Origin of the sequence: Streptomyces sp. NBC_00425 (assembly GCF_036030735.1) — a bacterium.
Taxonomy (GTDB): domain Bacteria; phylum Actinomycetota; class Actinomycetes; order Streptomycetales; family Streptomycetaceae; genus Streptomyces.
In genome coordinates this window covers 5,141,327-5,162,776 of record NZ_CP107928.1, presented here as the reverse complement: position 1 = coordinate 5,162,776, position 21,450 = coordinate 5,141,327, and the positions used below count along the sequence as shown (strand labels likewise).

Sequence of the window (21,450 nt, the reverse complement as noted above, 5' to 3'; positions counted from 1 at the left end):
TGTGACGGACTGTCTACGGGCGGCGGATCGCGTCGGCCGCGGCCGTGGCGGCCGGACCGGCGGCCAGCTCCGTCTCCAGGAGCTGCTTGCCGAGCAGTTCGGGATCGGGGAGCTCCATCGGGTACTCGCCGTCGAAGCAGGCGCGGCAGAGGTTCGGCTTGGCGATGGTGGTCGCCTCGATCATGCCTTCGATGGAGATGTACGAGAGCGAGTCGGCGCCCAGGGAGGTGCCGATCTCGTCGATGGTCATGCCGTTGGCGATCAGCTCCGCGCGCGTGGCGAAGTCGATGCCGAAGAAGCAGGGCCACTTCACGGGCGGCGAGGAGATGCGGATGTGCACCTCGGCCGCGCCCGCCTCACGGAGCATGCGGACCAGGGCCCGCTGGGTGTTGCCGCGCACGATCGAGTCGTCGACGACGACCAGGCGCTTGCCCTTGATGACTTCCTTGAGCGGGTTCAGCTTCAGGCGGATGCCCAGCTGCCGGATCGTCTGCGACGGCTGGATGAACGTCCGGCCGACGTAGGCGTTCTTCACCAGGCCGGCGCCGAAGGGGATGCCGGACGCCTCCGCGTAGCCGATGGCGGCGGGGGTGCCGGACTCCGGTGTCGCTATGACGAGATCGGCGTCGACCGGCGCTTCCTTGGCGAGCTTGCGGCCCATCTCCACCCGGGAGAGGTACACGTTCCGTCCGGCGATGTCGGTGTCCGGACGAGCCAGGTACACGTACTCGAAGACACAGCCCTTGGGCTTCGCTTCCGCGAACCGCGAGGTCCGCAAGCCGTTCTCGTCGATGGCGACGAACTCGCCCGGCTCGATCTCGCGGACGTAGCTCGCCCCGCAGATGTCGAGCGCGGCGGACTCGGAGGCGACCACCCAGCCACGCTCGAGCCGGCCGAGGACCAGCGGGCGGATGCCCTGGGGGTCGCGGCCCGCGTAGAGCGTGTGCTCGTCCATGAAGACGAGCGAGAAGGCGCCCTTGACCTGCGGGAGGACCTGATGGGCGGCCTCCTCGATGGTCAGCGGCGTGCCGTCCTCGTCGACCTGCGCCGCGAGGAGCGCGGTGAGCAGGTCGGTGTCGTTGGTCGCCGCTACGCGCGGGGTGCGGCCCTCCTGCTTGGGCAGGTCGGCGACCATCTCGGCGAGCTGGGCGGTGTTGACGAGGTTTCCGTTGTGACCGAGCGCGATCGAACCGTGCGCGGTGGCGCGGAACGTCGGCTGGGCGTTCTCCCACACGGAGGCGCCGGTGGTCGAGTAGCGGGCGTGACCGACCGCGATGTGACCCTGGAGCGAACCGAGTGAGGTCTCGTCGAAGACCTGGGACACCAGGCCCATGTCCTTGAAGACGAGGATCTGCGAGCCGTTGCTGACCGCGATCCCCGCGGATTCCTGACCTCGATGCTGTAGGGCGTAGAGCCCGAAGTAAGTGAGCTTGGCGACCTCTTCACCGGGAGCCCAGACACCGAAGACGCCGCATGCGTCCTGGGGGCCCTTCTCACCGGGGAGCAGATCATGACTGAGTCGACCGTCACCACGTGGCACGCCACCGAGTGTAGGCGAGATCGACCACTGGTCCGAATTGGCGATACCCGCCGGTAACTGGATCACCGGTCGGCCACACCACCCATGATCAACGTGTTTACGCTGGTCAGGGACAGGTTTTGGTGATCCACTCCGGGATCGGGCGGGTCACGGCGGCGGCCGGGCGGGCGGCCGCCACGCGGGCATGAGTGAGCTGTCGCACACCAATAGGGGCCCCGGACGCCGGCCGGGTCTCATTTTCCGGTCAGTCGGACCTGGTCGCCGTCGGCCGTGCCGAGGGTCAGCGTGGCGCCGTCGACCTCGGCGGTGAGGGTCCCGTCGGCGAGCGTGGCGGCCAGCGTGCGCTCGAACGCCATGGGCTGCTTCTCGCAGGCCATCCTGGTCGACCGCGCCTCGCTGAACCGGACGCGGTCGCCCTGCACGGCGGCCTTCGCGGTGAAGTGGTTGCAACCGTAATTGCCCGTCGCCCTGCCGTCCTCGATCTCGACGTACGCGCCGGACGGGGCCTGCTGGACGGCCCCGTCGACGCTCACGCTGTCGACGTTCCACCGCACCCCGGCGACGGGCTGCTCGGCGCGCAGCTCCCCGCTGCCGGGCTGTTCGCCCGCCTTCTCGCCGCCGCAGGCCGCGGCGAGCGGGACGAGCAGGACGGCGGCGGCCAACGCCGTGCGGCGCCGGTACGGGTGCGCGTGCGTGGGGCTGTGCGTCTGCCTGGACATGCCGGTTCGACGGGACGGGTGGGGTGGTCGGTTCCGTCCCGGGCCGGGTTCAGGCCATCAGGGGGAGCAGCGCCGCGAGGTCCGCCCGCTCGCCGCTCGCCGCGACCTTCGCCTGCTGGACGGCGTCCTCCCAGGTCGTCCGGCCGGCGGCCAGCCGGATCCAGGTCAGCGGGTCGGTCTCGACGACGTTGGGCGGGGTGCCCCGGGTGTGCCGGGGGCCCTCGACGCACTGCACGACGGCGTACGGCGGGATCCGCACCTCGGTCGCGCCGCCGGGCGCCTTGGCGGCGAGGGCGTCGGCGAGGAGCCGGGTGGCGGCGGCGAGCGCCTGGCGGTCGTACGGAACGTCCAGACCGGGGACGGCCGCGTTCAGGTCGTCGGTGTGCACGACCAGCTCGACCGTGCGGGTGACGAGACAGTCGGCCAGGCTCATGGCGCCGGTGCGGGCGGCCAGCAGCCGGTCCCCGGGGACGGCGGCGAGGGCGGCGGCGAAGCGCTCCTCGGTGCGGGCGAAGAGGGCGTCCAGATCGGGTTCGGCCGCGGCGAGCTCCCGGGTGCCGTCGCCGATGTCGGCGGCGCGGGCGGCGGTGGCGAACGGCCACTGCAGGAGCGTGAGCTGCGCCTTCGCCGGTTCGTCCCGGTCGATGTTGCGGCTGACGGTCTCCACCGCCATGGTCACGTGCGCGGCCAGCTCCCGTACGGTCCAGCCCGGCAGCCGCGTGGGCAGCGCGAGCTGCTCGGGCGTCAGGGAGCCCACGGCCCGCCGCACGTTCCCGAACTGGGCCGTCACCGCGGAACGGGTCCTGGCGGGGTCGTAGGCGCGGGCGCGCTTCTTGGCCGGAGGCATGACGGCGAGCCTAGCGGCCGCCGCTGACACCGGGGCCGCCCCGGCCCGCGCGCGGGTGCGCCACCTCGCTCCGGCCACGGGGAAGGCCCCGCCCGTGGGAACGGGCGAGGCCTTCACTCGTACGGGTGCCGCAGGTGCTTACGCGAAGAGCGCCGGGAGGGTGTCCTCGTGGGCCTTGCGCAGCTCCTCCAGGGACAGCTCGAACTCGCCCTGGAGCTCGACCGTGTCGCCGTCCACGACGCCGATGCGGGTGACGGGCAGACCGCGCGCCCCGCACATGTCGTTGAAGCGGAGCTCCTCGGACCGCGGGACCGCCACCACGGCACGTCCCGCCGACTCGGAGAACAGGAGCGTGAAGGCGTCGAGCCCGTCCGGGACGACCAGCCGCGCACCCTTGCCGCCGAGCAGCGCCGACTCGACGACCGCCTGGACCAGACCGCCGTCCGACAGGTCGTGCGCGGAGTCGATCATGCCGTCACGGGAGGCGGAGATCAGGATCTCGGCGAGCAGCCGCTCACGCTCCAGGTCGACCTTCGGGGGCAGACCGCCCAGGTGGTCGTGGACGACCTGGGACCAGGCCGAGCCGCCGAACTCCTCACGGGTGTCGCCGAGGAGGTAGAGCAGCTGGCCCTCCTCCTGGAAGGCGACCGGCGTGCGCCGGGCCACGTCGTCGATGACGCCCAGGACCGCCACGACCGGGGTCGGGTGGATGGCCGCCTCGCCCGTCTGGTTGTACAGGGAGACGTTGCCGCCGGTCACCGGGGTGCCCAGCTGCAGGCAGGCGTCGGCGAGGCCGCGGATGGCCTCCGCGAACTGCCACATCACCGCCGGGTCCTCGGGCGAGCCGAAGTTCAGGCAGTCGGAGACGGCGAGCGGCTTGGCGCCGGTCGTCGCCACGTTGCGGTACGCCTCGGAGAGGGCCAGCTGCGCGCCCGCGTACGGGTCGAGCTTGGCGTACCGGCCGTTGCCGTCGGTCGCGATGGCGACGCCGAGGCCGCTCTCCTCGTCGATGCGGATCATGCCCGAGTCCTCGGGCTGCGCGAGGACGGTGTTGCCCTGCACGAAGTGGTCGTACTGCGAGGTGATCCACTTCTTGGACGCCTGGTTCGGGGAGGACACCAGCTTCAGGACCTGGTCCTTCAGCTCCTCGCCCGTGGTCGGCCGCGGCAGCTTGTTCGCGTCGTCGGCCTGGAGGGCGTCCTGCCAGTCCGGGCGGGCGTAGGGACGCTCGTAGACCGGGCCGTCGTGGGCGACGGTGCGCGGGTCGACGTCGACGATCTTGCCGCCGTGCCAGTAGATCTCGAGGCGGTCGCCGTCGGTCACCTCGCCGATCACGGTGGCGATGACGTCCCACTTGTCGCAGATCTCGAGGAACCGGTCGACCTTCGCCGGCTCGACGACCGCGCACATGCGTTCCTGCGACTCGCTCATGAGGATCTCCTCGGGCGAGAGCGTGGAGTCGCGAAGCGGTACGTCGTCCAGCGTGACGCGCATGCCGCCGGAGCCGTTGGAGGCGAGCTCGGACGTGGCGCAGGACAGACCGGCCGCACCGAGGTCCTGGATGCCGACGACCAGCTTCTCCCTGAAGGCCTCCAGGGTGCACTCGATGAGGAGCTTCTCCTGGAAGGGGTCGCCGACCTGGACGGCCGGGCGCTTCGACGGCTTGGCGTCGTCGAAGGTCTCGGAGGCCAGGATCGACGCGCCGCCGATGCCGTCGCCACCGGTCCGGGCCCCGTAGAGGATGACCTTGTTGCCCGCGCCGGACGCCTTCGCGAGGTGGATGTCCTCGTGCCGCATCACGCCGATGGCGCCGGCGTTGACCAGCGGGTTGCCCTGGTAACAGGCGTCGAAGACGACCTCGCCGCCGATGTTCGGCAGGCCCAGGCAGTTGCCGTAGCCGCCGATGCCCGCGACGACGCCCGGCAGGACGCGCTTGGTGTCGGGGTGGTCGGCCGCGCCGAAGCGCAGCGGGTCCACGACCGCGACCGGGCGCGCGCCCATCGCGATGATGTCGCGCACGATGCCGCCGACGCCGGTGGCCGCGCCCTGGTAGGGCTCCACGTAGGACGGGTGGTTGTGCGACTCGACCTTGAAGGTGACCGCGTAACCCTGGCCGACGTCGACGACGCCGGCGTTCTCACCGATGCCGACGAGCAGCGCGTCCGACTGCGGGGCCTTCTCGCCGAACTGGCGCAGGTGCACCTTGGAGGACTTGTACGAGCAGTGCTCGGACCACATGACGGAGTACATGGCGAGCTCGGCGCCGGTGGGCCGGCGGCCGAGGATCTCCACGACGCGCTCGTACTCGTCCTTCTTCAGGCCGAGTTCGGCCCAGGGCAGCTCGACGTCGGGGGTCTCGGTCGCGTGCTCGACCGTGTCCAGAGGCGTCCGGCTCATGCGTTGACCAGCTTCTTGAGGATCGAGGTGAAGAACGGGAGACCGTCGGTGCGGCCGGACCCGACGAGGGGTTCCACGGCGTGCTCCGGGTGCGGCATCAGGCCGACGACGTTGCCGGCCTCGTTGCTGATGCCGGCGATGTCACGGAGCGAGCCGTTGGGGTTGCCCCGCTCATCGGCGACTCCGTCGCGGGCCAGGTAGCGGAAGGCGACCCGGCCCTCGGCCTCGAGCTTGTCGAGGGTGTACTCGTCGGCGACGTACCGGCCGTCCATGTTCTTCAGCGGGATGTGGATCTCCTGGCCGGCCGTGTAGTCGGTGGTCCAGGCGGTCTCCGCGTTCTCCACCCGCAGCTTCTGGTCGCGGCAGATGAAGTGGAGGTGGTCGTTGCCGAGCATCGCGCCCGGGAGCAGGTGGGCCTCGGTGAGGATCTGGAAGCCGTTGCAGATGCCGAGGACCGGCAGACCGGCCTTCGCCTGCTCGATGAGGGGCTCCATCACGGGGGAGAATCGCGCGATGGCGCCCGCCCGCAGATAGTCGCCGTAGGAGAAACCGCCGCACAGCACCACGGCGTCGACCTGGTGGAGGTTCTTGTCCTTGTGCCACAGGGCGACGGGCTCGGCGCCCGCGAGGCGGATCGCGCGCTGGGTGTCCCGGTCGTCGAGGCTGCCGGGAAAAGTGACGACGCCAATACGAGCGGTCACTTCGCGGCCCCCGCGACGGCTTCTTCCGACTCGACCCGGACCGTGAAGTCCTCGATCACGGTGTTGGCGAGGAAGGATTCCGCAAGATCGTGGATGCGGGCGAGGGCGGCCTCGTCGACCGGCCCGTCAACTTCCAGTTCGAATCGCTTTCCCTGACGTACGTCGGAGATGCCTTCGAAACCCAGCCGCGGCAGTGCGCGCTGCACCGCCTGGCCCTGGGGGTCGAGGATCTCCGGCTTGAGCATGACGTCGACTACGACGCGTGCCACTGGCACTCCCGGTGGTGTGGTGCTGAGCAGGCTCCTGCAGGTGTCTCCAACAGGTGTCTTCAGACTACCCGTACAAAATTTCTACGCGAGTAGAGTTGTAGGAAAGTACGTGAGCGCCATCACGATCAGGTATCGGACCAGTGCCTTCGTGAAAATTTCAGGGAAAGATCCGGGGTGCGTCCGCGTTCCCTATTGCCCCGGGACACGCGGACAGATTTAGTCGGGCTTCACATTGCAATGCCGGGCACTGTACAAATGAATTGTCAATAGCCGATACTTTGCCCCATAACAGGCGAACAGTCGACATCTCCGTGGCGTCTTGGCACGTCATCGCAGAGCTGTCGCACGAAGGGACCGATATTCGTGGCGCAGAAGGTCGTGGTCACTCTCTTTGACGACATCGACGGCTCGGAAGCGGCGGAAACGATCGCCTTCGGGCTCGACGGCAAGTCGTACGAGATCGACCTGAATGAAGGCAATGCCGAGAAACTGCGTAAGGCGCTCGCGCCCTACGTGGACGCCGGCCGCAAGCGGTCGAGGTCCGGCAAGGCGTACAAGCAGACGGAGGTCGCCCCCGACCCCGCCGCCGTCCGCGCCTGGGCCCAGGCCAACAAGATGGACGTGCCGGCCCGCGGCCGCATCCCCAAGAAGGTCTACGAGGCGTTCGCCGACGCTCAGTGAGCTCCGCCCCGAGTGCTGGGCCGACGGCCGGTCACCCGCCCTCGGCGGGAACCGACTTGCGCTGCACCCCTCCCGGTCAGCTAGAGTCTGGAGCACGCCGCCGGGCGAGGCCGAAAGGCCCAGCTCACGGAGTACACGCGGGTGTAGTTCAGTAGTAGAACATCCCCCTTCCAGGGGGAAGGCGCAGTGTGCAATTCCTGTCACCCGCTCTGCACCGCCGATCCGACCACTGTTGTGGATCAGGTAGGCTGGTGCTCGCGCCGATCGGTGAAAGCCGGTCGGAGGCAATGCGGACGTAGCTCAGTTGGTAGAGCGCAACCTTGCCAAGGTTGAGGTCGCGAGTTCGAGCCTCGTCGTCCGCTCCATCGAAAAGACCCCGGTCCAGTGGACCGGGGTCTTTTCGTGCGCCCCGGCCGCCCGTACCGCCGTGGGCGCCGCACGGGCCGTCTGACATTTGTCATACGCACTGGTGACACCTCGCACTGCCCGGCCCTCCCCTGCGCGGGGAGGCTCGGGACATGGACACGAATGAGCACGTGATCGAGGCCACCGGCCTCCGGCGTGTGTACGGGGGCGAGTTCGAGGCGGTCCGTGGAATCTCCTTCCACGTGCGCCGCGGGGAGGTCTTCGCGCTGCTCGGCACCAACGGGGCCGGGAAGACGTCGACCGTCGAACTGCTGGAAGGACTCGCGCGTCCGGACGGCGGACGGATCAGGGTCCTCGGCCACGACCCGTACGCCGAACGGGCCGCCGTGCGGCCGCGCACCGGCGTGATGCTCCAGGAGGGCGGCTTCCCCTCCGAACTGACCGTCGCCGAGACCGCGCGGATGTGGGCCGGCTGCGTGAGCGGCGCCCGTCCGGCCGGGGAGGCGCTGGCGCTCGTCGGACTCGCCGAACGGGCGGACGTCCGGGTCAAGCAGTTGTCCGGCGGCGAGCGGCGACGCCTCGACCTGGCGCTCGCGGTGCTCGGCGACCCCGAAGTCCTGTTCCTCGACGAGCCGACGACCGGCCTGGACGCCGAGGGCCGGCGCGACACCTGGGACCTGGTGCGCGCTCTGCGCGACGCCGGTACGACGGTCCTTCTCACCACGCACCACCTGGAGGAGGCGGAGAACCTCGCCGACCGGCTGGCCATCCTGCACCGCGGCCGCATCGCCGCCTCCGGAACGCCCGCGGAGGTGACCGGCGCCCAGCCCTCCCGGATCGCCTTCGAGCTGCCCGAAGGGTACTTCGTGGGCGACCTGCCGCCGCTGGGGGAGCTCGGCGTGTGCGGCCACGAGGCCGACGGTCGCCTCGTACGGCTGCGCACACGGGAGTTGCAGCGGGCGGCGACCGGACTGCTGGTGTGGGCCGACCGGGCCGGAGTGACACTGCGCGGGCTCGACGTGCGGTCGGCCTCACTGGAGGAGGCGTTCCTCGGCATCGCCCGGGAGGCGTCGGACGATCCCGAGAGTCACCTCGGCGTCGGAGGCGGCCCGGACACGACGGTCGCGGTACGAGGGGGGCGAACGGCATGAGCGAGGCGCGCGGGACCAGCGGAGCGAGTGGTGTGAGCAGGGCAGGCAGGGCGAGCGGAGCGGGCGGAACGGGCGATATGAGCGGGGCGGGCGAGGCGGGCGGCACGGGTGGGACGACAGTGCCCGGCGGCACGCGTGGGACGACGGTGGCGGGGGTCGCCGGTCGGGCGGTCACGCGTGCGGTCACGACGCCGTCGGGACGGATCGCCGCCCTCGGCCGGGCCGAGCTGACGCTTCTCGGGCGCAGCAGGAGCACACTCGCCCTGGCGCTCCTCGTGCCGCTCGTGCTGCCGATCGGTCTCGTCTCGGTGGTCGACGGCATGGACGTCGCGGACGTCGGGCTCACCGCCGGTCTGGTCCTGCTGCCCGCCGCCATCGGCTTCTCGCTGCTGTTCGGGGTGTACCAGGCGCTGTCGTCCGTCTACACCGCCCGGCGCGAGGAGTTGGTGCTGAAGCGGCTGCGCACCGGTGAGCTGCGGGACGCCGAGATCCTCTGCGGATCGGCGCTGCCGGTCCTCGCCACAGGGCTGATGCAGTCCCTCGTGCTGGTGGCCGGCTCCACCGTCGTGCTGGACCTGCCGGCCCCGAAGGCGCCCCAGCTCGCGGTCCTGGGGCTGTTGGCGGGGCTCGCGATGTGCGCGGCGCTCGCGGCGCTCACCGCGGCCCTGACCCGGACCGTGGAGAGCGCACAGGTCACCACGGCGCCACTGGTGCTGGTGTCGATGACCGGCTCCGGCATGGCCGTCCCGCTGGAACTGCTCCCCGACCGGCTCGCGTCCTTCTGCCAACTGCTTCCGCTGTCCCCGGTGATCACCCTGATCCGGGGCGGCTGGACCGGGAGCCTGTCCGCCTACGAGGCCCTCGGCGCACTGGCGACCGCACTGGCCTGGACCCTGCTCGCGGTGTTTGCTGTACGGCGGTGGTTCCGGTGGGAGCCGAGGCGCTGAGGAGCGGTGAAACGGTGTTCGGCTGGATACGGGGATGGCACGGACGCCACTGGCGCGAACGCAGCAAGGCGGAGCGGGTGGAGCTGCAGAGCGTGCTCACCTGGTACGTCACGACCTGGTTCTTCTCCCTGTCCTGGCTGGCGCTGCCGCTGGTCGGCACCGTCGACCGGCGGCCCCTCCCGCTGGCCCTCGGCGGGTTGCTGCTTTTCGCAGGCGCCCTGAGCTGCGTGGAGGCGAACCGGCTCACCCGGCCGGCGCTCGACCACTACCTGGGCCGGACCGAACTCCCGTCCCGCGCGCTGCGCCCCTCCGCCGTCCTGCTGGCCCTGGAACTGGCGCTGATCCTCGCTCTCGCCGCGCAGGGCGGCACCGACGCGGTGGCGGTCAGACTGTTCGTCGGAGCCGTGCTGCTGCCTCTCGGGCTGCTGTACGGGCTCGTCGTCCCCGTCACGGTGTTCCTGCGGCGGTCTCTCGTGCTCTCCGTGGTGCTGACGGCCGTGTTCGCCTGGACCGAACCGGACCTCCCCGGGATCCTGGCGATCGGGATGCTCACCGCGTTCGGAACGCTCTTCTCGCTGCTGGCCGGCCGCTGGGGCGCCTGGACCCTGTCCGTGCTCTGGGAGGCGGAGCGCGCCCGTGAGGTCGAGGCCCGGCTCGCCGTCGCCGAGGAACGGCTGCGGTTCGGGCGGGATCTGCACGACGTCATGGGGCGGAACCTGGCGGTGATCGCCCTGAAGAGCGAGCTGGCCGTGCAGCTGGCCCGCCGCGGGCGGGCGGACGCCGTGGAGCAGATGATCGAGGTACAGCGCATCGCGCAGGAGTCGCAGCGCGAGGTGCGCGACGTCGTCCGGGGCTATCGGGAGGCCGACCTCGGGGCCGAACTCGCGGGAGCGCAGGGGGTGTTGCGGGCGGCGGGGATCGCGTGCGAGGTGAACGGGGACGCCGGGGCGCTGCCCGCCGAGGTGCAGTCGGCGCTCGGCTGGGTGGTGCGGGAGAGCACCACGAACGTGCTGCGGCACGGGGCCGCGGAGCGGTGTTCGGTGGTTCTGCGGAGGACGGAGGGGTGCGTGGTGCTGACGGTGGAGAACGACGGTGCGCGGCCGGACTCGCCACCGGCCCCACCGGCCCCACAGCGGAACGACACCGACCGGGACGACACCGTCCGTGAGGACAGGAGCCGGGAAGACAGGAGCCGGGAAGACAGGGGCCGGGGCGGGTCGGGGCTCGCCGGGCTGCGGGAGCGGCTGCTCAGGGTCGACGGGACGTTGCAGGCGGGGTTCGTCGGGACGGGCGGGTACCGGGTGGTCGCGCAGGTGCCGCTGAACGGGAAGGGCGCTGTGAAGGAGGTCACTTCATGACGGTGCGGGTGCTGCTCGCCGACGACGAGCACCTCATCCGGGGCGCCCTGGCCGCGCTGCTCTCCCTGGAGGACGACCTGATGATCGTCGCCGAGGCGGCCACCGGGCCGGAGGCGCTGGCGATGGCCCTGGCCCACCGCCCGGACGTCGCCGTCCTGGATCTGCAGATGCCGGGCGCGGACGGTGTGAAGGTCGCCACATCCCTGCGGACCGAACTGCCCGACTGCCGGGCGCTGATCGTCACGAGTCACGGACGGCCGGGGCATCTCAAACGGGCGCTTGCGGCAGGTGTGCGCGGGTTCGTCCCCAAGACCGTGAGCGCCCGGCGGCTCGCGGAGATCATCCGCACGGTGCACGCCGGGAACCGTTACGTCGACCCGGAGTTGGCCGCCGACGCGATCTCCGCCGGCGACTCGCCGCTGACCGCGCGCGAGGCGGAGGTGCTCGAACTCGCCGCCGACGGGGCTCCCGTCGCGGAGATCGCCGAGCGGGCCGCGCTCTCGCAGGGCACGGTACGGAACTACCTGTCGTCGGCCGTCTCCAAGCTCGGGACGGAGAACAGGCATGCCGCGGTGCGGCTCGCACGGGAGCGGGGTTGGGTATAGTTGGCGTCGCGCCACAGAACGTTCACACCGGCGCACTGCGGACGTAGCTCAGTTGGTAGAGCGCAACCTTGCCAAGGTTGAGGTCGCGAGTTCGAGCCTCGTCGTCCGCTCCATCGAAAGGCCCCGGTCATCGACCGGGGCCTTTTCCGTCACTCCCAGCCGACGCCCGTGAGGCGCTCGTAGGCCTCGACGTACTTCGCGCGGGTCGCGTCCACGATGTGCTGGGGCAGCGGCGGCGGGGGCTGCTCGCCGTGCCGGTCCCAGCCGGACTCGGCGGAGGTCAGCCAGTCGCGCACGAACTGCTTGTCGTACGAGGGCTGCGCGCGGCCCGGCTGCCACTGGTCGGCCGGCCAGAAGCGGGACGAGTCCGGGGTGAGGACCTCGTCGGCGATGACCAGGTCGTCACCCTCGAAGCCGAACTCGAACTTGGTGTCGGCGAGGATGACGCCCCGGTCCCGGGCGATGTCGCGGGCGCGGCCGTAGACGGCGAGGGTCGCCTGGCGGAGCTGGGCGGCGGTGTCGGCGCCGACCTGACGGGCCACCTCCTCGTAGGAGACGTTCTCGTCGTGCTCGCCGACGGCCGCCTTGGTGGCCGGGGTGAAGATCGGGGCGGGCAGTTCGCTGCCGTCGACCAGGCCCTCGGGGAGGGCGAGCCCGCAGACCGTGCGGGACTCCTTGTACTCGACGAGGCCCGAGCCGGTGAGGTAGCCGCGGGCCACGCACTCGACGGGGACCATCCGCAGCGACTTGCAGACCAGGGTGCGACCGGCCCAGTCGGCGGGGGCGCCGCCGGGCAGTTGCGTGCTGAGGACGTGGTTCGGGACCAGGTCGGCGAGCTGGTCGAACCACCACAGGGAGAGCTGGGTCAGGATGCGGCCCTTGTCGGGGATCTCGGTCGGCAGCACCCAGTCGAAGGCCGACGTTCGGTCACTGGCGACCATCACGAGGTCGCCCGCCTCGTTCTGGTACAGCTCGCGCACCTTGCCGGTGTGCAGATGCACCAGGCCCGGCACCTGGAGGGGCTCGGGCTTTTCTACGAATCCGGACACGGTTCCTCCCCGTGGTTCTGTCTCAGTGGGCCGATTGTCCCGTACATCGGGATCGGCCGAGGACAGCGGGGTGGGGCGAGCGGGGACACCGGTGTGGGCGAGCGGGCCTCACGGATGTCAGTCGCGCTTGCAGATGCGGTCCAGGAGGTTGGCGGTGGCCCGCTGGATGCGGGGATCCGCGTGGCCGGGGCGGTCCAGGGCCGGGGACCAGGCAAAGGTGCCGGAGGCGAAGACCAGGGCGCCGGAGGGGGCCCGGTAGAGGGAGGTCTCCTGGTGGCGCGAGACGCCCTGACTGTCGCTGTACGGGGAGTGGGCGAGGAGGATGCGCTCCTCGTGGGGCGGCAGCGCGGTCCGCGGGAAGTAGCGGTCGGCCTCTCCTGCGACCAGGTGCTCGATGCCGTCGCCCTCGACCGCTCCGGTCGCCTCCCACAGCCAGTGTCCGGCGTTGCGGACGATCAGCGGGTGCGGCTCGGGCACCCGCCCCGCGTACTGGATGCCGATCAGCTGCTGCTCGGCCCGATCGATCTCACGCCACAGCACGGGCCGCCCGGGCCCCCGGCGTTTGCGGCAGGTGAGCAGACGGCCCGGGACGCCCGACGGCGACGGGCCCAACTCGACCTGCCAGTAGAGGGAGTTGGCGGAGAGGAAGACCAGCGAGGTGCCGCTGTCGCGGGCGAGCTCCACGGTGCGGCGCATACGCGTCGACCAGTACTCGTCGTGTCCGGGGAAGACCAGGCCGCGGTAGCGGGTGGGATCGACTGCGCCGACGTGCAGGTCGCGGGCGTCGGCGTAGGCGACGTCGTAGCCGTAACGCTCCGCCCAGCGGATGAAGTCGTAGGCGTGGCCGACGTGCAGCGGAAGGCCCGCGCCGGCGTACGGACGGTCGAAGGAGACCGTGGTCGCCGCGTCGGCCTCGCCGAGGAGCCGCCCGTCGTCGTCCCACGCGTGGTAGAGGCTGGCGCCGGTGCGGCCGTCCTCGGGATACAGGTTGTAGGCCTGCCAGGTGACGTCGGGGAGCACGAGGAGCAGGTCGGCGGGACGATGGTCGCGGACCGTGAAGGGCACGTGCGACCGGTAGCCGTCGACGGTGGTGAGGACGGCGACGTACGCGCCGACGTTCCAGTACGACGGGACCTGCAGCCGCCAGGAGAGCCACCAGTGATGGCAGGAGACCGTGCGGTCGGCGGTCAGCGGCGGAGGCTGGACGATCCCGGAGAGACGCGGACTGGTGGTGATCTTGGCCGCGCCCTCGCCGTCGTAGTGGCCGATGCGGTAGACGTCGACGCTGAACTCCTGGGGCGGGTCGACGGTGACGTGGAAGTCGACTGCCTCGCCCGGGGCGACCGCGCCCGTGGAGACGAACCCCTTGATCTGTCGGCGGACGTCGTCGGCGGACCGGGGAGTGCCGGAGCCGGGCGCGCTGCGCGGGGCGGGGATGCGGGGACCGTCGGCGCCCTGTGCTGCGCCGGGGACCGGGTTCGGGTCCAGGTACCAGGGGACGACCTGACCGGTGTCGTCGAAGTACGTCTCGCTGCCGCGCAGCCAGGGGACGGGGCCCTGGCCGAAGGGGTCCGTGACGGCGTGGGCCAGCGCCCCCGACTCCCATCGGCGGGTGTGCTTCGGTCCTGGTCCGGGTCCCATGGTGCTCCCCTCCCCTGTGCCCCGTGATGGCTCGTGATGGCTCGTGGTGACTCGTGACGGCTCTTGGCGGCTCTGGCGGCTCTGGCTGCTACTGGTGGGCTCTTGCGTACCTGAGCGCGGTGCGCGTCGCCGGGTGCTCGGCGGAGGTCGGCAGCCCGCCGCCGGTCAGCCCACCGCCGCTCGTCGTCCGCCGCCCGCCCCCGCGCGGCTTGTCCTATGTCCCGCGCCCTTGCCATGGGCTCGTTCGATCCCAGCACATCACATAACGCGCGCAGACAGTCACGATTCGTTGCGGATTGGCCGAAAGTGGAAGACGGTGCTCCGGCTCCGGTGTGGTCCTGCCGGGCGGTGCGCTGCGCGCCTCGCCGCGCTCAGCCCAGCCGCACCGGCTTCTCGGGGCGTATCCCCAGCTCCACCAGCCAGGTCCGCAGCGGGACCGCGTCGCCGTCCTCGACGAGGCTGAGGACCCGGGGAGCGAGGTCCGCCACGCGCTCGCCGTCGACCAGGAGGGTCGGGCCGTCCAGCCAGTCCAGACCCGGGGTCGCGCCGACGGTGTCCATGGCCGCGCAGCACACCATCGCCGTGACGTGGTCGGCGAGGAGCTCCCGGTCGGTGCGCGGCGGCTGGAGGGGGAACAGGGGGAGCGCGTCGTCGTCCCAGAGGGCCGCGTCGGGCCCCTGCCCGGACGCCGGAGGGCCGACGGGAGCCGCGTCCCCGGTAGCCGCCTCCTCCTTGCCGACCTCGGCGCCGATGCGTGCGGCGAGGGCGGCGCTGCGCGGGTTGGAGGCAGGCGGCTCGTCACCGTCGGGACCGGCCTCGGGACGCGTGGCCGCGTCCGCCGGCGGGACGGTCCCGGGAGCGGAACCGGCAGCGGAGCGGGCAGTGGAGCGGGCAGCGGCGTCGGCGGTGTCCTCGTCGGCTGATTCGGTGCCGGAAGGCGCGCCGGGGGCCTCCGTCAGCGGCAGCGCGGGGGAGCCGTCCGCCGACGCGGGTGCGGGCGCCGGGCGGAGGGTGTCCGCCGCGAGACGGCCGTCGGCCGGGAGCACCGTGTCGGTCAGATGGTCCAGGACGCGGGCCAGGGTGGGCCCGCCCGCGTGGGCGGCCGCCGTGGGATCGGGGGCCCGGCGGACTCCGAGGGCGTCCAGCACCCGGTGGAGGCGGGCCGCGTCGGTGCGCCACTTACGGTCCACGACCTCGTCCGGGTAGTCGTCCCAGGCCACCGGCGACCAGTGCGGGCCGGGCTCCGCGGGACCGCCGTGGAAGAGGCGGGCGGCGAGCAGCGACGCGGCCTCGTCGACCACGCCGGGCTCTTCCAGCAGGTCGCACGCGGGGCGCTCCCCGAGACGGGAGGCGAAGCCTTCGGCCAGCCGGTCGCGGCGGGACAGCTCGGTGAGGGCGGCGACGACTCCCGCGTCCAGCCGGGAGGGCCAGCGGCCCATCCGCCAGGCGGGCAGCGCCACGCGCGTGAGGAGCCGGTCCCAGCCCGCGTACGCGAGGCCCACCTGCTCCTGGGCGACGATGCGCAGCCCGTAGTCCACCGCCTGTGCGCGCTCGGCGGCCGCGGCAGCCACCCCCCGCTCCATCTCACCGGCGTGGACCTGGCAGCCGCGCAGCATCAGCCGCGCGACCCAGCCGATCCCGGAACAGAAGGGGCGCAGGACCGCACTCCGGCCGGCGCGCTCGGCGCAGACGGCCACCGCGGCGTCCAGCCCGCGCACGTACCGTCGGGCCGCGGCTATGTCGGGGTGGGCGGAGGGGCCCGTGCCGGCGACGACCGGGGCCAGGACGGCCCGCAGCTCTCCCACCCGCATCCACCACAGGAACGGGGAGCCTATGACGAGCACCGGCGCCACCGCCGTACGACGGTGCACGGGGCCGCGGGGGCCGGCCGGGCCGGCTATCTCGTCGGCGCCGCGGGGCGGCGGCGAGCCGTGGGCCCGGTGGGTGCGGTCCTCCAGCCAGCTGTCGCAGTCCGGTGTGAGGGCTATCGCGGAGGGCGCGGGGACGTCCAGCCGGTCGGCGAGGTCGCGGACCAGCCGGTAGAGGTCGGGGGCCGCCTGCTCGGCGACGGCGACCGTAGGGCTGACGGCGGGCCGGGCGCGGGCGACCACCAGCGCGATCACCCCGGCCGAGAGCAGCACGACGAGCGCGACGACGGACACCGCCCAGCGCGCGGCGTCCCAGCCCGCGCCCACGAGATGTCCGGTGGTGCCGCCCACGAGCAGGATCACGGCGGCGGCCGCGGGCAACAGCGCCAGGGCGAGGGCGCGGCTGCGGATGCGCAGCACGGCCAGTGCCCGGGCGCGCGCCGCCTGCGCACCCAACTCCACACCCATACCGGTCATGACCGGAGCTCACCCCCTCCCTGCAGTCCTGTGTCCCCCGGTTGTCTTCGCAGTGCTCACTCCCCCACTGTGGCACCGCCCACCGACATCGCAATGCCGGTGGGCCAAGTGCCGGAACGACGACCGGGACGCTTGCGCCGCACCCTAGTTGGCGCTCCGGCCCCCGTCAGCCGGATAGCGCAGCGCTCACTCGATGGAATGGCTTTGGGGAAAGGTGTATGACGCAGGGCAACGATCAGGCCCCGGGTTCCACGGCCCCTCGGTGAGGGGTCCCGTGGCGGCCCGGGGCCTGGATTCCGTCGGGAAGTCGCCTGGTGGGACGCGTAGGAGGCGCAGGAGGCGCAGGACGCGTCGGGCGGGCCCGAGCGGGGCGTTACGCGCCCGCCACCCTCGCGGCGATGTCCGTACGGTGCTGGGAACCGTCGAGCCCGATGCGCGCGACCGCCCGGTACGCGCGCTCGCGCGCCTCACCGAGATCGGCGCCGGACGCGGTGACGGACAGCACGCGTCCGCCGGCGCTGACGACCGCGTCGCCGTCCTGCTTCGTGCCGGCGTGCAGCACGTACGCGTGCGGGGCGTCCTCGGCGGCCACCTCGGCGAGGCCGGTGATGGGGTCGCCGGTGCGCGGGGCGTCCGGGTAGTTGTGCGAGGCGATGACGACGGTGACGGCCGCGTCGTCGCTCCAGCGCAGGGCCGGCAGGTCGGCGAGGTCGCCGGTGGCGGCGGCCTTCAGGACGCCGGCCAGCGGCGTCCTCAGACGGGCCAGGACGACCTGCGTCTCGGGGTCGCCGAAGCGGGCGTTGAACTCGATGACCCGGACGCCGCGGCCGGTGATCGCCAGACCCGCGTAGAGCAGCCCGGAGAACGGGGTGCCACGGCGGCGCATCTCGTCCACGGTCGGCTGCAGAACGGTCTCCAGGACCTCCTCGACCAGCTTCGGATCGGCCCAGGGCAGGGGCGAGTACGCGCCCATGCCGCCCGTGTTGGGGCCCTCGTCGCCGTCGAGCGCGCGCTTGAAGTCCTGGGCGGGCTGGAGCGGGACCACGCTCACACCGTCGGTGATCGCGAAGAGGGAGACCTCCGGGCCGTCCAGGAACTCCTCGATGACGACGCGGTCGCAGGCGGCCGCGTGCGCCGAGGCGACCTCCAGGTCACCGGTGACGACGACGCCCTTGCCGGCGGCCAGACCGTCGTCCTTGACGACGTACGGCGGGCCGAACGCGTCGAGCGCCTCGGCCGCCTCCTCCGGGGTGGTGCAGACGTAGGAGCGGGCGGTCGGCACGCCGGCCGCCGCCATCACGTCCTTGGCGAACGCCTTGGAGCCCTCCAGCTGCGCGGCCTCCTTCGAGGGGCCGAAGACCGGGATGCCGGCCTCGCGCACGGCGTCGGCCACGCCGGCGACCAGCGGCGCCTCCGGGCCGACGACGACCAGTTCGGCGCCCAGCTCGACGGCCAGCGCCGACACGGCCTCGCCGTCCAGGGCGTCGACCTGGTGCAGCTCGGCGACCTCGGCGATGCCGGCGTTGCCGGGCGCGCAGTACAGCGCGGTGACGGCGGGGTCGAGGGACAGTGAGCGGCACAGGGCGTGTTCGCGGGCGCCGCTGCCGATGACGAGGACGTTCACGGGGCTCAGCCTAACGGGCGGAGCACGCGACGCTTTGTGCGGGCTTCCGAAGGGCGGGGGCGTCCGGGCTCGTGCGTTCCTCCAGGAGCCCGCTACTCGTTGGTGAACTCCTCCACCACCGTCGCGCCCAGTTCGCGCACGATCAGTTCGTAACCGGAGAGGGCCGACTCGTTGAGGTCGGGGTCGTCGTCCTCCGGGGTGTCGTCCTCGGGGGCCACCGGTTCGTGGACGGCCGGGCGGGACGGCGCGGGTCTGGAGGCGTCGGCCGCGGGGCCCGCCGGCCCGGGAGAGGACGCCTGGCGAGCGGGACCTGCGGACGCGGCCGGCGCCGGCGACGCGGCCGACGCCATCGCCGACGGCCCTGTCGAACCGCCACCGCCGTAGCCGCCCGGACCGCCGGAGCCGCCGGGCCCGCCGGGCCCGCCGTACCCACCCGGGGCGCCTCCGGCGGCGGCGCCGCCTCCGCCGAACCCTCCGCCGAACCCTCCGGCGGCCGGGGGCGCCGAACCGCCGGACGGGTCGACGACCGCATCGATCTTCCACTGCACGTTGAACTGCTCGGACAGCGCCTGCCGCAGGACGTCCTCACTGCCGCTGCTCGCGAAGTTGTCCCGGGCGCCGGCGCTGACGAAGCCGACCTGCAGCGTCGTGCCGTCGAACCCGGCGACGTGCGCGTTCTGGCTGAGCAGGATCCAGGTGAACCGGCGGCGGTTCTTGACCGCGTCCAGGATGTTCGGCCAGAGCATCCGGGGATCCGGACCGCCGACGGGCGGCACGTGCCCGGCGGGCGCGGCGGCCGGCGCGGCCGGCACGCCCTGCGCGGCGGCCGGGGCGGGCGCGGCCGGGGGAGCCGGAGGACGACCGCCGCCCCCTGCGGGCGTGGCCGTGGGCCAGCCACCGGGCCGACGCCCGCTGCCCGCCGCGGTGGCGGTCGGCCAGGCGCCGGGGGCGGGCTGGACGGGGGCCTCCTCCACGGGCGGCGCGGCCGCCTCCGGAACCGGCGGCGGAGCAGCAGGCTGGACGGCGGCGGATGTGGCAGACGGCGCGGGCGGGGCGGCCTGAACGGGCGCCGGCACATGAGCGCCGGCCCCCTGCCCAGCCCCCTGCGACTGTCCCTGTCCCGGGCCCTGCGGCTGTCCCGGCGCCTGCCCCTGGCCGCGGACGGCCGCACGGGCCGCCGCGGCCCCGCCACCGTGCACCTCCGGCCCCGGCACGTATCCCATGGCCGGTGTCGTGGACGCCATCGTCGTCATCGGCGCCGTCTGCACGGCGGGTGCGCCCTGCATGACGGGTGCGCCCTGCGCCGCCGCCTGCACCCCGCGCTCGATGCGGTCGAGGCGGGCCATCACCGATCGTTCGTCCCCATAGGCGGCGGGCAGCATCACGCGCGCGCAGATCAGCTCCAGCTGAAGACGGGGCGAGGTGGCGCCGCGCATCTCCGTGAGGCCTTCGTTGACGAGGTCGGCGGCCCGGCTCAGCTCGGCGGCGCCGAAGACGCCGGCCTGTGCCTGCATGCGCTCGATGACGTCGACCGGGGCGTCGATCAGGCCCTTCTCCGCCGCGTCCGGGACCGCGGCGAGGATGACGAGGTCCCGCAACCGCTCCAGCAGGTCGGCGACGAACCGCCGAGGATCGTTGCCCCCCTCGATGATCCGGTCCACGACCTCGAAGGCGGCGGCCCCGTCGCCGGTGGCGAAGGCCTCGACGACGGAGTCGAGCAGCGAGCTCTCCGTGTACCCGAGGAGGGAGGTGGCCATGGCATACGTCACACCGGCCTCGTCGGCGCCGGCGAGCAGCTGGTCCATGACGGACATGGAGTCACGCACCGACCCGGCGCCGGAGCGCACGACGAGCGGCAGCACGCCGTCCTCGACGGGAATGCCCTCCTGTCCGCACACCTCGCCGAGGTATTCCCGCAGGGTCCCCGGCGGGACGAGCCGGAACGGATAGTGATGCGTACGGGACCGGATGGTCCCGATGACCTTCTCGGGCTCGGTGGTGGCGAAGATGAACTTCAGGTGCTCCGGCGGCTCCTCGACGACCTTGAGAAGCGCGTTGAAGCCGGCCGACGTGACCATGTGGGCCTCGTCGATGATGTAGATCTTGTAGCGGCTGCGGGCCGGCCCGAAGAAGGCCTTTTCCCGCAGGTCACGCGCGTCGTCCACACCTCCGTGCGAAGCGGCGTCGATCTCGATGACGTCGATGGATCCCGGCCCGTTCCTCGCCAGGTCCTTGCACGACTCGCACTCCCCGCACGGGGTCGGCGTGGGCCCCTGCTCGCAGTTCAGACACCTGGCCAGGATCCGCGCGCTGGTGGTCTTCCCGCACCCACGCGGCCCGCTGAACAGGTACGCGTGATTGACCCGGTTGTTCCGCAGCGCCTGCTGCAGCGGGTCGGTGACATGCTCCTGCCCGATGACCTCGGCGAACGACTCCGGGCGATAGCGGCGGTACAGCGCGAGAGACGACACGCATACGAGGTTATAGGCGACCGCTGACATCGGACCCACGCCCAGTGCCCACGCGGCCCCGCCCGCCCCCGGAAACGAGAGCGCCCCCCACGCACCCGCCAGAGCCGACCTACCCTTGCTGCCTTCCGGCCCTGGGGGAGTTCAGTCAGATAGCGCCGCGTGAGGGGCTGCGCACAGGCTACAGGATCCGAGCGGGGGGAACGAGTTCGCGAGCACTCCTCAACGTCTTGTATTGTTTGCCGCGGAGGATTCGCCTAGTGGCCTAGGGCGCACGCTTGGAAAGCGTGTTGGGGGCAACCCCTCACGAGTTCGAATCTCGTATCCTCCGCCAGTGCCTCACCGGGCACGATGTCGAAGGGCCCCACCGCAAGGTGGGGCCCTTCGTCGTTGTCCTCGGCTCCCGTTGTTCTGGCGGCATCCGCGGGGCATGGAACTGCGCCGTCCTTGACCATGGCGGTCGGAGCTGGGGCCGCTCGTGGCCTGGCACCGTCCGCTCGCCGACGATGCCTCGCCCGAGGACACGGCACCGTTCAGCACCGTGATCCGCGAAGGCGAACTGCTGGGCGTGCCGGCACGGGGTGCGCTGTCCCCACTCGGTGCCCACCTGGTGGCCCACGCCGACGAAGAGCTCGACAACACGGCCCGGCGGCTGCTGCCACCCGCGACCACGACGGCCCGGATCGCAGCTCGCCCCGACGGTCCTGGTCAGCGGCAGCCCACCTGCGACGACTCTCGCCGC

Annotated in this window: 16 protein-coding genes, 4 tRNA genes and 1 other RNA gene; 9 read left to right on the top strand and 12 right to left on the bottom strand. The window is 72.3% G+C overall.

What is annotated here, in order from left to right; genetic code table 11:
- Positions 1-13: 13 nt before the first annotated feature.
- From purF to purS, 6 genes are all read right to left on the bottom strand, one after another.
- Entirely contained in the window at positions 14-1,540 is a 1,527-nt protein-coding gene (purF, locus tag OHS82_RS22275) for an amidophosphoribosyltransferase (protein ID WP_057576338.1), read from the bottom strand.
- Between the two features lie 233 nt (positions 1,541-1,773).
- Positions 1,774-2,259 carry an META domain-containing protein gene (locus tag OHS82_RS22270; protein ID WP_057576340.1) on the bottom strand — a complete coding sequence of 162 codons (486 nt, stop codon included), beginning with the start codon at positions 2,257-2,259 and terminating at the stop codon, positions 1,774-1,776.
- A gap of 49 nt (positions 2,260-2,308) precedes the next feature.
- Positions 2,309-3,106, bottom strand: a complete 798-nt coding sequence (locus OHS82_RS22265) for a maleylpyruvate isomerase family mycothiol-dependent enzyme (RefSeq protein WP_057576342.1) — start codon at positions 3,104-3,106, stop codon at positions 2,309-2,311.
- Between the two features lie 138 nt (positions 3,107-3,244).
- Complete coding sequence (purL, locus tag OHS82_RS22260; RefSeq protein ID WP_057576344.1) at positions 3,245-5,503, bottom strand: phosphoribosylformylglycinamidine synthase subunit PurL; 2,259 nt, start codon at positions 5,501-5,503, stop codon at positions 3,245-3,247.
- Positions 5,500-6,204 carry a phosphoribosylformylglycinamidine synthase subunit PurQ gene (gene purQ, locus OHS82_RS22255; protein ID WP_057576346.1) on the bottom strand — a complete coding sequence of 235 codons (705 nt, stop codon included), beginning with the start codon at positions 6,202-6,204 and terminating at the stop codon, positions 5,500-5,502. The genes purL and purQ overlap by 4 nt, the downstream gene beginning before the upstream one ends.
- Entirely contained in the window at positions 6,201-6,473 is a 273-nt protein-coding gene (purS, locus tag OHS82_RS22250) for a phosphoribosylformylglycinamidine synthase subunit PurS (protein WP_057576348.1), read from the bottom strand. The genes purQ and purS overlap by 4 nt, the downstream gene beginning before the upstream one ends.
- 363 nt (positions 6,474-6,836) lie before the next feature.
- On the opposite strand from purS, the gene OHS82_RS22245 reads away from it, so the two are divergent.
- The 8 genes from OHS82_RS22245 (at position 6,837) to OHS82_RS22210 (ending at position 11,694) form a co-directional block, all read left to right on the top strand.
- Positions 6,837-7,154, top strand: coding sequence for a histone-like nucleoid-structuring protein Lsr2 (locus OHS82_RS22245; RefSeq protein ID WP_057576350.1), 318 nt, complete (start codon positions 6,837-6,839; stop codon positions 7,152-7,154).
- Between the two features lie 137 nt (positions 7,155-7,291).
- Positions 7,292-7,363, top strand: a tRNA-Gly gene (locus tag OHS82_RS22240).
- 80 nt (positions 7,364-7,443) lie between these two features.
- A tRNA-Gly gene (locus OHS82_RS22235) sits at positions 7,444-7,519 on the top strand.
- 153 nt (positions 7,520-7,672) lie between these two features.
- Entirely contained in the window at positions 7,673-8,671 is a 999-nt protein-coding gene (locus OHS82_RS22230; protein WP_057576352.1) for an ABC transporter ATP-binding protein, read from the top strand.
- Positions 8,668-9,618 carry an ABC transporter permease gene (locus OHS82_RS22225; protein ID WP_328434348.1) on the top strand — a complete coding sequence of 317 codons (951 nt, stop codon included), beginning with the start codon at positions 8,668-8,670 and terminating at the stop codon, positions 9,616-9,618. The genes OHS82_RS22230 and OHS82_RS22225 overlap by 4 nt, the downstream gene beginning before the upstream one ends.
- A 14-nt stretch (positions 9,619-9,632) precedes the next feature.
- On the top strand, positions 9,633-10,976 hold the full coding sequence (locus tag OHS82_RS22220; RefSeq protein WP_328434347.1) for a sensor histidine kinase: 1,344 nt from the start codon (positions 9,633-9,635) through the stop codon (positions 10,974-10,976).
- Positions 10,973-11,581 (top strand): response regulator transcription factor, encoded by a 609-nt coding sequence (locus tag OHS82_RS22215; protein ID WP_266722445.1) that lies wholly within the window; start codon positions 10,973-10,975, stop codon positions 11,579-11,581. The genes OHS82_RS22220 and OHS82_RS22215 overlap by 4 nt, the downstream gene beginning before the upstream one ends.
- 37 nt (positions 11,582-11,618) lie before the next feature.
- Positions 11,619-11,694 (top strand) — tRNA-Gly (locus OHS82_RS22210).
- A gap of 36 nt (positions 11,695-11,730) precedes the next feature.
- Here OHS82_RS22210 and OHS82_RS22205 read toward each other — a convergent pair.
- From OHS82_RS22205 to ffs, 6 genes are all read right to left on the bottom strand, one after another.
- Positions 11,731-12,630 (bottom strand): phosphoribosylaminoimidazolesuccinocarboxamide synthase, encoded by a 900-nt coding sequence (locus OHS82_RS22205; protein ID WP_057576358.1) that lies wholly within the window; start codon positions 12,628-12,630, stop codon positions 11,731-11,733.
- Between the two features lie 117 nt (positions 12,631-12,747).
- The gene (locus OHS82_RS22200; RefSeq protein WP_328434346.1) at positions 12,748-14,271 is read right to left on the bottom strand and encodes a N,N-dimethylformamidase beta subunit family domain-containing protein; all 1,524 of its coding nucleotides are present in this window, start codon (positions 14,269-14,271) and stop codon (positions 12,748-12,750) included.
- A gap of 371 nt (positions 14,272-14,642) precedes the next feature.
- Complete coding sequence (locus tag OHS82_RS22195; protein WP_328434345.1) at positions 14,643-16,616, bottom strand: hypothetical protein; 1,974 nt, start codon at positions 16,614-16,616, stop codon at positions 14,643-14,645.
- A 373-nt stretch (positions 16,617-16,989) separates the two neighbouring features.
- Positions 16,990-18,240: a phosphoribosylamine--glycine ligase gene (gene purD / locus OHS82_RS22190; RefSeq protein WP_057576362.1), complete on the bottom strand. Its 1,251-nt coding sequence runs from the start codon at positions 18,238-18,240 to the stop codon at positions 16,990-16,992.
- A gap of 92 nt (positions 18,241-18,332) precedes the next feature.
- Positions 18,333-20,711 (bottom strand): DNA polymerase III subunit gamma and tau, encoded by a 2,379-nt coding sequence (locus OHS82_RS22185; RefSeq protein WP_328434344.1) that lies wholly within the window; start codon positions 20,709-20,711, stop codon positions 18,333-18,335.
- Between the two features lie 73 nt (positions 20,712-20,784).
- Positions 20,785-20,883, bottom strand: an RNA gene (gene ffs / locus OHS82_RS22180) — signal recognition particle sRNA small type.
- Between the two features lie 71 nt (positions 20,884-20,954).
- Between ffs and OHS82_RS22175 the strand changes: the two genes are divergently transcribed.
- Positions 20,955-21,042: transfer RNA gene (locus OHS82_RS22175), tRNA-Ser, on the top strand.
- Positions 21,043-21,450: the final 408 nt, after the last annotated feature.

What these genes read in the sequence shown, in the direction of transcription:
- purL (WP_057576344.1), bottom strand. Translation starts at nt 5,503, where the DNA reads ATGAGCCGGACGCCTCTGGACACGGTCGAGCACGCGACCGAGACCCCC.
- OHS82_RS22195 (WP_328434345.1), bottom strand. Translation starts at nt 16,616, where the DNA reads ATGACCGGTATGGGTGTGGAGTTGGGTGCGCAGGCGGCGCGCGCCCGG.
- OHS82_RS22215 (WP_266722445.1), top strand. Translation starts at nt 10,973, where the DNA reads ATGACGGTGCGGGTGCTGCTCGCCGACGACGAGCACCTCATCCGGGGC.
- OHS82_RS22225 (WP_328434348.1), top strand. Translation starts at nt 8,668, where the DNA reads ATGAGCGAGGCGCGCGGGACCAGCGGAGCGAGTGGTGTGAGCAGGGCA.
- OHS82_RS22270 (WP_057576340.1), bottom strand. Translation starts at nt 2,259, where the DNA reads ATGTCCAGGCAGACGCACAGCCCCACGCACGCGCACCCGTACCGGCGC.
- OHS82_RS22265 (WP_057576342.1), bottom strand. Translation starts at nt 3,106, where the DNA reads ATGCCTCCGGCCAAGAAGCGCGCCCGCGCCTACGACCCCGCCAGGACC.
- OHS82_RS22200 (WP_328434346.1), bottom strand. Translation starts at nt 14,271, where the DNA reads ATGGGACCCGGACCAGGACCGAAGCACACCCGCCGATGGGAGTCGGGG.
- OHS82_RS22230 (WP_057576352.1), top strand. Translation starts at nt 7,673, where the DNA reads ATGGACACGAATGAGCACGTGATCGAGGCCACCGGCCTCCGGCGTGTG.